Origin of the sequence: Pseudomonas sp. Pseusp88, assembly GCF_047303955.1 — a bacterium.
Taxonomy (GTDB): domain Bacteria; phylum Pseudomonadota; class Gammaproteobacteria; order Pseudomonadales; family Pseudomonadaceae; genus Aquipseudomonas.
The window spans coordinates 243,908-255,813 of record NZ_JBGLYM010000002.1; the positions used below are offsets into that span (position 1 = coordinate 243,908).

Annotated in this window: 13 protein-coding genes; 2 read left to right on the forward strand and 11 right to left on the reverse strand. The window is 61.8% G+C overall.

The window, feature by feature from the left end; genetic code table 11:
- Positions 1-16: 16 nt before the first annotated feature.
- Positions 17-487 carry an arsenate reductase ArsC gene (locus tag ACCD02_RS03500; protein ID WP_413298583.1) on the reverse strand — a complete coding sequence of 157 codons (471 nt, stop codon included), beginning with the start codon at positions 485-487 and terminating at the stop codon, positions 17-19.
- A 44-nt stretch (positions 488-531) separates the two neighbouring features.
- Positions 532-888 carry a metalloregulator ArsR/SmtB family transcription factor gene (locus ACCD02_RS03505; protein WP_413298584.1) on the reverse strand — a complete coding sequence of 119 codons (357 nt, stop codon included), beginning with the start codon at positions 886-888 and terminating at the stop codon, positions 532-534.
- Between the two features lie 198 nt (positions 889-1,086).
- Here ACCD02_RS03505 and ACCD02_RS03510 point away from each other — a divergent pair, with 198 nt between their 5' ends.
- Entirely contained in the window at positions 1,087-2,289 is a 1,203-nt protein-coding gene (locus ACCD02_RS03510) for a diguanylate cyclase (protein WP_413298585.1), read from the forward strand.
- Positions 2,290-2,540: 251 nt separating this feature from the next.
- A complete protein-coding gene (locus tag ACCD02_RS03515; protein WP_413298586.1) occupies positions 2,541-3,713 on the forward strand; it encodes an HPP family protein in 1,173 nt (390 codons plus the stop codon).
- 12 nt (positions 3,714-3,725) lie between these two features.
- Here the strand turns inward: ACCD02_RS03515 and ACCD02_RS03520 are convergent, their stop codons facing one another.
- The 9 genes from ACCD02_RS03520 to ACCD02_RS03560 form a co-directional block, all read right to left on the reverse strand.
- Entirely contained in the window at positions 3,726-4,607 is an 882-nt protein-coding gene (locus ACCD02_RS03520) for an NAD(P)-dependent oxidoreductase (protein WP_413298587.1), read from the reverse strand.
- Between the two features lie 23 nt (positions 4,608-4,630).
- Positions 4,631-5,974, reverse strand: coding sequence for an MmgE/PrpD family protein (locus tag ACCD02_RS03525; protein WP_413298588.1), 1,344 nt, complete (start codon positions 5,972-5,974; stop codon positions 4,631-4,633).
- Positions 5,975-6,240: 266 nt separating this feature from the next.
- Positions 6,241-7,008 carry an SDR family NAD(P)-dependent oxidoreductase gene (locus tag ACCD02_RS03530; RefSeq protein ID WP_413298589.1) on the reverse strand — a complete coding sequence of 256 codons (768 nt, stop codon included), beginning with the start codon at positions 7,006-7,008 and terminating at the stop codon, positions 6,241-6,243.
- Positions 7,005-7,829 carry an N-acyl homoserine lactonase family protein gene (locus ACCD02_RS03535; protein ID WP_413298590.1) on the reverse strand — a complete coding sequence of 275 codons (825 nt, stop codon included), beginning with the start codon at positions 7,827-7,829 and terminating at the stop codon, positions 7,005-7,007. The genes ACCD02_RS03530 and ACCD02_RS03535 overlap by 4 nt, the downstream gene beginning before the upstream one ends.
- Positions 7,830-7,867: 38 nt before the next feature.
- Complete coding sequence (locus ACCD02_RS03540; protein ID WP_413298591.1) at positions 7,868-8,629, reverse strand: carboxymuconolactone decarboxylase family protein; 762 nt, start codon at positions 8,627-8,629, stop codon at positions 7,868-7,870.
- 115 nt (positions 8,630-8,744) lie between these two features.
- Positions 8,745-9,134, reverse strand: a complete 390-nt coding sequence (locus ACCD02_RS03545; RefSeq protein WP_413298592.1) for a cupin domain-containing protein — start codon at positions 9,132-9,134, stop codon at positions 8,745-8,747.
- Positions 9,131-10,042 carry an NAD(P)-dependent oxidoreductase gene (locus ACCD02_RS03550; protein ID WP_413298593.1) on the reverse strand — a complete coding sequence of 304 codons (912 nt, stop codon included), beginning with the start codon at positions 10,040-10,042 and terminating at the stop codon, positions 9,131-9,133. The genes ACCD02_RS03545 and ACCD02_RS03550 overlap by 4 nt, the downstream gene beginning before the upstream one ends.
- Before the next feature lie 25 nt (positions 10,043-10,067).
- Complete coding sequence (locus tag ACCD02_RS03555; protein WP_413298594.1) at positions 10,068-11,420, reverse strand: MFS transporter; 1,353 nt, start codon at positions 11,418-11,420, stop codon at positions 10,068-10,070.
- Between the two features lie 53 nt (positions 11,421-11,473).
- Positions 11,474-11,869 carry a carboxymuconolactone decarboxylase family protein gene (locus tag ACCD02_RS03560; protein WP_413298595.1) on the reverse strand — a complete coding sequence of 132 codons (396 nt, stop codon included), beginning with the start codon at positions 11,867-11,869 and terminating at the stop codon, positions 11,474-11,476.
- Between the last annotated feature and the right edge of the window lie 37 nt (positions 11,870-11,906).

Here is an 11,906-nt window from a genome sequence, read left to right on the forward strand (position 1 = left end):
AGGTCCTGGTTTCGTCTTACAAGCTGCCAATACGGGCCAATTCGGATTGCAATTGTTCACGACTCAAGCTGGCGAACGGCAATGCAAAGAAAGCGTTGGCTCGCTCCTGGATCTTGCCCAGCGTCATCTGGAAGGCAGCAGTGATCTGCGCTTCGCTGCCAGAGACTTCGGACGGATCGGCCAGCCCCCAGTGCGTCTTCATAGAGGGGCCGAAGAAGATCGGGCAAGCCTCGCCCGCAGCCCGGTCACAGACAGTGATCACAATGTCGGGGGCAGAGTGTGCAAAGGCATCAGAGGCCTTGCTGCTCAGTCCGTCCGTGGCGATGCCTGCAGCTTCCAGGGTTTGCAAGGCTCGCGGATTGACCCGGCCGCTGGGAAAACTGCCGCAGCTCACTGCCTCGAATCCTGCGGATGCCAGGTGATTGAACAGCGCTTCGGACAAGATGCTGCGGCAACTGTTATGGGTGCACATGAACAGGACTTTCATGGAGGGCTCGCAAATGAATAGTTCAGGAAGGTCGCAAGGCTTGATCAGTCGCAAAGCCCCCGGTCGAGCGAAGGGATATTCATCGCACAGAGCCTGCGGGCGTCAATGTCCAGCCAGTCTTGATTGGCAGCGGCGACAGTGCGCAGCAAATCAGTGACCCACGCCGGCAGTTCGGGATGCAGGCGGTAATAAACCCATTGGCCTTTGCGCCGATCCATGAGCAAGCCGGTCGCGCGCAGGAGCGCCAGGTGTCGGGATATCTTGGGCTGGCTTTGCTCGAGCGCGCTGGTCAGCTCGCAGACGCAGAGCTCGCCTTCGCCAACGATCAGCAAGGTGATTCGCGCGCGCGTTTCATCCGCCAGGCATTTGAAGACGTCAGTGGGTGTCAGGAGTAAGGTCACGGCAGCCTCTGCGATCGGTAGCAAAGCAGACGAAAAAAACAAATATACGAAATTCCATATATCCAGTAAAGCATATATACAACCCGGCAACCGACCCGTAACTGCCGGGAGGGCGAAGCTCTGCCATAATGAGGCCACTTTTAAGACCACGTCCCCAACTCACACCATGCTTTTACTTTCGCCCCCGGTAGCCTGCTGATGTTGCTGAACGACCCGGTCACCCTGCTGCTGGTGCTGATTCCCTTCGGCCTGATGACTCTGGTCATGCTGTGCCTGTCCTATGCCGGGATCAGCAAAAGCAACGCGCCGCTGCACTGGTGGGTCGCGGGGGATCTGTTTCTGGCGGCGTATCGCGCCGTGCCGCTGTTGCAGACAGGGGTACTGGATGAGCGTTTTTCCGCGCTGTGGCTGCTGTCCCCTACCCTGACATTCCTGCTCAATGGCCTGTTGCTGCAACTGGCGATCACCGCCCACACCCGCGCCCTGGCTTCGCTGTGGCAGGCGCCGATCGGGCGTTATCAGCCACTGCGCGAGCTGCTTGGCATGCCGGTGCTGCAAACCGTCGGTTGCCTGTTGTTACTGCACAGCAGCTGGTTGCTGCCGTGGTTCTTCCTGATGCTGGCATTGAGCGTGGCCCGCCAGTTGCAATTTACCTGGCCGCTGCGCACCCGTTTTCGCGGCGCCTGGGGGCTGATCTTCGGGCAGGCGGTGATTGTGCTGTTCCATGGCTGGAACGCAAGCAGCCTGAGCCTGAACCCGATCCCGCCGTTGGCGTTCGATGAACCGGATATGTTCTCGCTGCCAGCCCTGTGCATCGACTTCCTGGTGTCGTTCCTGTTTACCCTGAGCTTCGCCCTGTGCCTGCAGGAGCAACTGCGCCAGCAGATTACCCAGCTGAGCATCACCGACACCCTGACCGGCGCCCTCAACCGTCGCGGCGCAGCGCCGATCCTGTTGCGCGAATGGGCACGGGCCACCAGCGAGCGTTACCCGATGGCGGTGGCGATGATCGACCTCGACCACTTCAAGTCCATCAACGACCAGTTCGGCCATGCCCTGGGTGATTCAGCGCTGCAAGCCTTTGCCACAACGGTCGAGAAGCTCAAGCGCCAGTCCGACGTGTTCGTGCGCTGGGGCGGCGAGGAGTTTCTGCTGGTGCTCCCGCGCACCGACCTGGAACAGGCCCAGGCCTTCATGCGCTGTCTGCGCGAGGCCCTGCATACGCAGCAGCCAGAGCCGGAGCTGCCGTTCAAAGTCAGCTTCAGCGCTGGCCTGGCCGATCTGGAAAGCGTCGGCAAGCGCCATGACTTCGAAGGCCTGTTGCGAGGTGTGGACAAGGCCCTGTACCGCGCCAAGCAGCAACGCGGCCGGGTGGAAGTGATGGAGGCGGCCGACCTGTGATCGGCGGCTGCATCACTTGGCGCCGCGCTGGGGCCGTATCAACGAACGATGGATGCGTTGCTGGCGCTGGCACAGCTGAACCGCGAAAAAGTCAACTGCCAACCTCGTTGGAGCCAGGCTTGCCCGCGAATCAGACGACTCGGGCAAGCCTCGCTCCTACGAGATAGCCCGCCAACCGATCGGGCTGTGCCGGGCATCCGGCGGGCGCTACAATCCGCCCACTACTCGACCTGCCCATTGCCGAAGTAACCATGCCAGTCCTGCCCGACCCCGTTCCTGAAGCCGAAAAAGCCGCGCCGCCACTGCTGAACTGGCTCAAATCCCTGTGGCCAGCTCCCCAGACCATCAACACCCGGGAAAAACTGCGTGCCAGCTGTGGCGCCGCCCTGGGCATCCTGCTCGTCGCGGCTGCGGGCATGCTCTGGCTGCGAGGGACGATGGCCACCGATCACGGCATGCTTGCTCTGGCCCTCGTCGCGCCGATCGGTGCCAGCGCTGTGCTGGTGTTTGCCGTACCCTCGAGCCCCCTGGCGCAACCCTGGTCGGTGGTGGGCGGCAACACCCTGTCGGCATTGGTCGGTATCGCCTGCGCCAAATGGATTCCCGACGCCTCAATCGCTGCAGCACTCGCCGTCAGCCTGGCCATTGCCGTGATGATCGCCACCCGCAGCCTGCATCCACCCGGCGGCGCATCGGCGCTGTTGATGGTGCTGGTGGGATGTGATCGATTTGCCTATGCCTTGAGCCCGGTCCTCACCGACTCACTGCTGCTGGTCGCCGCCGGGCTGATCTACAACAACCTGACCCGACGCCCGTGGCCCCACGTAGCCCCTGCAAAACCACCATCGACCCATAGCCGTTTCAGCAGCGCAGACCTGGACGCGGCGCTGGCGCATTACAACCAGGTGCTGGACGTTAGCCGCGATGACCTGCAAAACCTGCTTGAGCAAGCAGAAGCCGCGGCCTATCAGCGCAAGATGGGCGAAATCCAGTGTGCCGATATCATGAGCAGGGAACTGATCGTCACCCGTCAGGAAATGCCCCTAAAAGATGCCTGGGCACTGATGCGCAAGCACAAGATCAAGGCCCTCCCGGTCGTCGACCGGCAAAGTCATCTGCTCGGTATCGTCACCGTTGCCGACTTCATGAAACAGCTGGATCTCGACGCCCATGAAGGCGTCGGCTGGCACCTGCGTGCTCTGCTGCGGCAAAAGCACAAAGTTCGCCCCGTGACTATCGTCGGCCAGATCATGAGCCGCACCGTGCGAGTCGCCAGTGCCGATCGCCTGTTGATTGACCTGGTGCCGGTGTTCTCCGAGAACGGCCACCGGCATATTCCGATCATCGATGCCGATCGGCGTCTGGTCGGCATCGTCACCCAGTCGGATCTGATCAAGGCGCTATATACCGCCGTGCGCGCGTGACGAGCAGTCCTTTTACCGGTTCGACCAACCTTCGATGGTCCGCACCAGCTCGGTCAGATCACGCCCGCCGCCGTCCTGCTGCGCCGCAACGTTCCACAACTGGCGCGCAGCATTGCCCAGCCACATCGGCACGCCCAGGGCCTGGCACTCCTCGACCGCCAGACCGATATCCTTGCAGACGCTGGATACGGGAAAGCCGAAATCGAATGTGCCCGGCAGGACATGTTTGGGAAACTTGTCCAACGTTGCCCCGTTCTTGCCGCTGCCCGCATTGATCACATCCATCATCACCTGCGGGTCGAGACCGCCCTTGATGCCAGCGGCGTAGGCTTCCGACGTGATGGCGAAGGCCGTGGTCGAAAGCATGTTGTTCAGCAGCTTGAGCAACTGGCCCTGGCCGGCCTGTTCGCCGACGATAAAGACCTTGCCGAACACATCGAACAGCGCTCTGACCCGGGCCACGGCTTGAGGATTGCCCGCGACCATGATTGCCAGCGCTCCCCGAGCGGCACCCGCCGCCCCGCCACTGACTGGCGCGTCGACGGTTTCGATGCCGGCCTTGAGCAACCCTGCCGCAACTTCCTGCTCGGCCCTTGAGCCCACCGTGGACAGGTCGACGAGAATCCGCACCGCCTTACCTTCGACGATGCCATCCTGCCCCAGTGCCACAGCCTTGAAAATCGCCGGGCTGGGCAGGCTGGTGAAGATGATTTCGGCGCTGTCGGCCACTTCCCGCACGCTGTCGGCAACCCGCGCGCCCAAGCCGCCAAGTTCGGCCAGGGCGGCCTGATCCTTGTCGAAGATCACCAGGGCATGGCCCTGTTCCAGCAGGCGTCGGGCCATGGGCCGCCCCATCACGCCCACGCCAATGAAACCCAGTTGTTTGTCAGTCATAACCACTCCTGATGCAAAGACGATCAGCCCCGCGCCAGGCGCATTACAGCGCCAGCATCGTTGGCCTGCTCCAATGACCACAGCCGCTCGATCAGAGGCTGTGGCGTACAGGTCGAACCGCCATAGGCGGCCAGTTCACACAGTTTGTCCGCCAGGGCCTGATCGCTCAGGGGCGCGCCGAGACTGCCTCGAGCCACCTCGATGGCGCAGCTCAGGCTGGCGCCGGAGCCAAACAACAGCCGCACCCGCGCGGCTTCCACCGCATAGCCTGCGTCGTCGATAAAGTGCAGCAGCGGATATAGGGCGCGCAGGCCAGGGTCGGCGACCGCCGCATCGCTGAATTCAGCCAACCCGGCGCGCCCCGTGCACAGAGCAACGGCGCAGGCATGCTGGGCGCTGACCTGGGACTCACGACCGCTGCGGACGGCCGGACGATCGGTGCGCTGGCGCAGCAGCGGGTGACCGGTCAGCTCGATACACGTCAGGTCCGCCAGCACACATTGAGGATTGCGCGACAACTCCAGACAGGCTTCGATCACCGGGTTCAATACCACGCCGCAGGGGTAAGGCTTGTAGGTGTTGGCATTCAAGGCCCAACGCTCGCCGAGACCCTGGGTAATCTGCCCGTAGTCCGGGTTCTCACCCATCACCCGGAGAAAACCGCGCTCGCCCTCAAGGGGAAACTCGGGACCGTTGAAACCTTGCCCGGCCAGCAACGCCGATAACAGGCCATTACGCGCTGCGTTGCCGACGCCTATGCTTTTTGCCGCACTGCCCAGAGTCTCCACCAGCCCGCCGGATTGGGCGCTGGCCGAGCCCACCGCCCAGGCCTGTTGCCGGGCATCCAGGCCGAGCAGTTTGCCCACCGCCATGGCCGCGCCGAATACGCCGCAGGTCGATGTGATATGCCAGCCGCGGCGATAGTGTTCGGGAGAGATCGCCATACCCAGACGGCACTCCACCTCCACCCCAAGGACGAAGGCCAACAGCAGTTGTTCACCGCTGAACACCTGGCGCTGCGCCAGGGCAAACAATGCTGCGGCGACCGGGGCCGTCGGGTGGATGATGGTCGGGATATGGGTGTCGTCGAAGTCGAAGACATTGGCGCTCATGGCGTTGAGCGAGGCGGCGTTGAGGATATCCATGGACTCGCTGCGACCAATGATCCCGGCCTGCTCGCCTGCGCTAAAGCCGCCAAACAGTCTGACCGCCGTGACAATATCCGGATCGTTGCAACCGGCTAGCGCCACCGCAAAGTAATTGATCAGGGCGCGCTTGGCCTCATGGCGCACCAGAGGCGGTATATCGGCCCAGGTGGTGCGGGTGACAAATTCGCTGAGCAGCCGCGTGACAGCAGGAACCTGCATGGTGCCTCCGTTGGTTTGGTAGATATCCGGTAAACGCGAGACCTTTTGGAGGTCGCCCCCTCGCAGGGGCAGCGCAACAAACATTGGCCGGGAGTGGGTACGAATCTGTGGGAGCGAATTCATTCGCGAAAGCAGTGTTCCAGGCGACGAAAATGCGTCGAATGTACCGGCCTCTTCGCGAATGAATTCGCTCCCACAAGATTTGCCCCCTGCCCCGGTTGGTGTTTGCTGCGTGACAACGCGGCTGTCGTAGACATGGTACGGCCTCACCCCGCCAACCACCCATCATCCACCGGCAAGGTCGCGCCGGTGATCGATGCGCCGCTTTCACTGCACAGGAACACGATCAGATCCGCCACATGGGCCGCGTCGACAAACCGTCCGGTGCCTTGCTTGCCGCGCAGGAACTCCCGGGTTGCGAGCTCACGATCAAGCTGTTTGTCGGCCATCAGATCGGTCAGCCGCCCTTCGATATTCGGCGTCAGCACTGACCCAGGACACACCGCATTGCAGGTAATGCCCTGACCCAGGGTTTCCACGGCCACGGCACGGGTAAAGCCCAGCAGCGCAGTCTTGGTGGTGACGTAATCAATACGATTGGCAATCGCCCGGGAGCCGTAGGCCGAGGACATGTTGAAGATCCTCCCCCAGCCCCTCGCACGCATGCCCGGCAGGCTCAGCTGCACGGCGCGAAAGGCCGCAGTCAGGTTCACCGCCAGGGCCTGCTGCCAACGCTCGACGGGAAAATCTTCGAGGGGCGAAAAATGCCGCACCACAGCATTATTGACCAGCACATCCACCGCCCCTGCTGCCGCCATCATCGCCTCGACACCCGCAGCGCTGGACAGATCGACCTGCACATAACTGACTGCAACGTCGTGCTGCCGAGCCAATTCATCACAGGTGGCGCGCATCTCGGCCTCGGGCTCAAGCCCGTGCAACACCACATCGAAACCCGCCACCGCCAACCCCGTCGCCATGGCCAGGCCGAGACCGTTGGACGAGCCGGTAATCAAGGCTCGCTTGCCCTTCATGCACTGGCTCCGATGCGTACGGCAAACGACGGCGTGGCCGGGTCTACCGGAGCAAAGCGGTTCATTACATCCGGATCATGCCCGGGAATCACCACCGCCCCGGGGCGCAGCAGCCATTCACGGATCTGTGCATAGCCCTGGTACATGTCGGCCAGGCTGTCGAGCACGGCGAACGGCCGGTCTGCGTCCAGCTCCTCGTAATAATGGATGGCATCGGAAGCCAAAATCACCGGCCCTTCCGGCATTTCGATGACCACCGCCAGTTGCCCCGGCGTATGCCCGCCCAGTTCGTGCAGCTCGATACCTGGAATCAGGGTATTGCGCGGCTCATCCAGCAGGGTAATGCGCCCGGCCTGCTCCAGTGCCTGCAGACGCTCGATATCCAGCGAGTCAATATGGTGGTGATATTGCGGGCGCTGGCCCATGTCGGTGCCCCAGAACTCGAATTCACGCCGGGACATGACGATCTTCGCGTTGGGATACAGGCCAAGGTTGCCGGCGTGGTCGTAGTGGGCGTGGGTCAGTACCAGCAGCTTCACTTCGGCCGGATCGATCCCCAGGCGCGCCAGGGCATCGGCCGGACTGACCAGGGGCTGGCGCTTGCGGGCCAGGGCCGCTTCCGGACTGAAACCGGTGTCGATGACGATCGTCTGTTCGTCGTTGCGGAAGATCCAGAAGAAGTAATCCATGGTGATTTCCGCATCCGGCTCACGGTAAGCGCGGAAGTTGTAATAGCACTCACTCTTGGTGGTCTGCCGGGTGCCGTAGCGCACCACGATCACTTCGGGGTTGTTCCAATTCGTCGGATTATTGTTGTTCATATCGACTCCGGGTTCGGGCTAAAAGACGGTTCGGGCTATCAGGCTTGCCGGGACTCACCCAGCGCATGCTCCAGCATCGGCGCAGCTTCGAGGGCACCGTGAATGCCGATAACGCTGACGATCTCGAGCATTTCCATGAGCTGTTCCTTGCTCGCGCCGTAGCGCAGGGCGTTGCGCATATGCAGCTTGAGCCCCGGCACATAGAGGTGAGTGGCGGCAGCATCGAAGGCGCAATACATCAGTTCCTTGACCAGCGGCGACAGCACCCCGGTGCGCCACGGCACCGACGAGAACTCGACGTAGGCCTCGAACAGTTCGGGGTCCAGCTCCAGCAACCCTTCCCACGACGGATGCCAATAGCCACGGTTCTCGACAAAGCGGCTCTTCAGTGCCTCGCGCCGGGCATCCAGTGGCTCAGGGCCGTTGCGCAGGCCCTCCTCTTCCAGCACTTGCAGCAGCACCGGCACGCCGACATTGGAAGCATGGATGCCGACGGTGCTGATCAACTCCAATACTTCCGTCAGCTCTTCGCGAGTTGCACCATGAGCCAGGGCCACCCGCAGGTGCTCATGAATGCCGGGGCGATAGAGATGGGTCGCAGCAGCGCTGGCGGCGATGCCAATGAAAGCCTTGACCTTGTTTTCCAGATGATTCTTCTGCCACGGCACGGCGGCGAAACCGGCGTAGGCTTCGACAAAGCCGGGGTCCAGGCGCAGGAGGCTGTCCCACGCCGGGCTCCAGCTTCCTGCACCGTTTTCGAAGGCGGCCTTGGCTTTCTTCTGTGGTTCTGTCAGTGCCATATCACGGCCTCCTCCATCACTGAAAAGTTGCGTTCTTTCTGTGGGACCGGCTTTAGCCGGGAAGACACATTTCCGGCTAAAGCCGGTCCCACATATGTCATGTGTTTCATGGGTCTCAGCGCGCCGAGCGCAGGTAATCAGGGTCGCTTACCGCTTCCTGCCACACGGTCTTGCCGATGGAGGTAGCGGTATGGACCATGAAGTTCTCGGTATTGGCGCCGTGCCAGTGCCGTTCGCCGGGGCCGATCCATACGGTGTCGCCCTGGCGAATCACCTGCGGATTCTCGCCCTCCAGACAGATCCAGCCACTGCCCGCAGTGACGTAGAGCACCTGGCCGAGCTCATGGAAGTGCCAGAAAGTCCGGGCGCCGGGGTTGAACGACACGTTATTGATGGTCACGCCGTCCGTGGTCGGCATCACCGGGTCGGCCCAGACCACACCGGTAAAGGTCGCACCACGCTGTTCGGAAATGGCACCTTCTACGCTGCCGTGAATAACCTTCATGCCTTGTCCTCTTTCCAGGTTTGATGAAGCCGCACACCACCGGACATATCGCCGATGGCGTCCACGACCCTGTTACTGATCTGATCGCCGTAGCCCAGCGCCACCTGCAAGCCAAAACTCGCCAACGGCCCAGAGGCATTGAGCGAAGCGACGCCCAGCTCACGGATGCGGTCGATGTAGAGGACCACGTCCTTGCTCATCAACTTGCCGGTCAGGCCGCCTTCCAGGTAGTTGCCGTCGACGATGTAGGGGAAGCGCTTCTGAGTGGCGAAATTGACTCCGCTGCTGCTGTTGAGCACATCCAACAACTGGTGCAGGTCCAGGCCGGCCTTCTTGCCCGCCACCATCACCTCGGCGGTGGCGGCCAGGCTCACCGCATTGAGAAAGTTATTGAGCAGCTTGGTGGTATGCCCGGCGCCGCTCTCGCCCATGCGAAAGACCTTGCTGGCGATGGGCGCAAAGACCCAGTCCAGTGCCGCGACACTGGCGGCATCGCCACCGACCATCAGCGTCAGTGCGCCCTTCTCTGCCGCCGCCGCACCGCCGGAGATTCCGGCGTCGATGTACTGCACACCACGGGTGGCAAACAGACCGTGCAAACGCACGGTGGAACTGGCGGCAGCAGTGCTCAGGTCAACGACGATCTGCCCTTCACGACAGTGGTGCAGCAGGCCGTCAGCGCCTTCGACGACGGCCTCGACCACCTTGCTGTCGGGCAGAGACAACAGCACCACCCCTGCCTCTGCCGCGACACTGGCAATGGAATCTGCCACTTGGGCGCCTGCGGCCTTCACTCGCTGGGTATCAGTGTCATAGCCCAAGACAGTGAGGCCTGCATCGACCAGGCAGCGAGTCATGCGCCCGCCCATGTTGCCCAGGCCGATAAAGCCTATGGTTGTGTTGTTCACGAGTACTCTCCTGTTCAGCCGGGCGTCAGAAATCGACGTCCTTGGTTTCCGGGCCCATGTACGCGCCGATGGTGGCAATCACGCCGCCCACGCAGAGCAATACTGACGGTGTCAGGGTGAAAGGCATGATCTGGCCCAGCCAGGCCATATAGAAGGCGTAGAACGACGGGATGATCACCGACAGACTGAAGCCGACGCCGAAACCGGTGGCCCGCACGTCGGTGACAAAGCGCTCGTTGATATAGGTCACGATCACGCCCCAGGGCGCGGTCACCAGTACCGACAGCAGGCACACCAGGGTCATGATTACCGGCAGCGACAGCCCCGGCACATTGGCCAGCACATACATGATCCCGGCACCGGCCGTGGCGATGATCGGGCCCAGGATGAGAAAGAAACGCCGCCGACCGATCTTCTGGCCGATCATCCCCGAGGCGATATAGCTGAAGAACAGTACCGAGTAAGCGATCAAGAGCGTGCCGGTCACCTGCATGCCGGACAGGTGCAGGGTGTTCACCAACAGCCCGGTTGGCAGGAAGATGGTGATAATGTTCTGCGTCAGCCAGAAGCCGGTCATCATCAGCAGCACTTGCAGCAGATTGCGGCCACTCTTGCCCTTGAGCAGGTCGGTCAGGGGGAGTTTTTCCCGGGGTTTCTTCCCGGCATCTTCTTCCCAGATTTCCGACTCCGACACCGCGTAGATGTAGTACAGCGCCAGCACCCCGGCCAATACGGCACCGATTACAAACGGAATACGCCAGCCCCATTGCACGTAGGGCGAACCGGGGCCGTCCAGTGGATACAGCATGAACATCAGCATCGCCACCAGGTTGATGCTGACGTAGGCCAGAGGGAAGCCGGCGATGATCAACCCGCCAACAAAGCCGCGTTGATGCTTTTTCGAATACTCGATGGCCAGTGGCATGGCCCCGGTGTAGCCGCCGCCGAGGAAGATGCCGTCAACGAAACGCAGCAGCACCAAGGCCCAATAGGAGGCGATGCCGATGGTCTCGTAACCGGGCAGCAAAGCGATCAATAGTGTCACCACACCAAAACCGGATACCGAATAGATCGAGGCCATGCGGCGCCCGGTCTTGTCGGCGATCATGCCGAACAACAGCGCACCGATGGGCCGTCCCAGCAGCGTGGTGATAAATACCAGGGAGGCCAGAATCGCCGCCATGCCCGGCGACAGCTGGGCCGGCTGAAAGAAGAACAACACCGGGGACAGCACGACCACCGGCAGGTAGATGTCGAACATGTCGATGTATTCGGAGAAGAATGCGCCTTTGATCGCGTTCCTTCTTTTCTTCTCGATCGATTGATCGGTTTCGGCCAGCGCTTTGGCCGGGGCTGGGACCGGGGCGGAGATACTCATGACGTTTCCTTATAATTATTGTTGAACGACAAGCGTGTGTGCGCGGCCGCGATTCAGGCGCCTTTGGTTTCGGCCTCGTAGGCCTTGATCGCCTCGGAGGCAACGCGGAACGCAGCCAAACCCAGGGGCACGCCGCAGTAGATGGCCGCCTGCATCAGCACTGCGCGGATCTCATCCTTGGTCACGCCGTTACGCAGGGCGCCGCGTACATGCACGCCCAGTTCGTGGTGCTGGCTCATGGCAGTGAGCATGGCCAGATTGACGATGCTGCGGGTCTTGAAGGGCAAGGTTTCATCGCCCCAGACCTCGCCCCAGCAGACTTCGGTCACCAGCTTTTGCATTGGCCGATTGAAGTCATCTGCCGCAGCCCAGGATTTCTCCACATGCTGGTCGCCCAGCACTTCCTTGCGATTGTTGAAACCCTGATTGAAGCGTTCGTTATCACTCATGCTGATCTCCCGTTTTCCGTACTATCGACCGATTGTC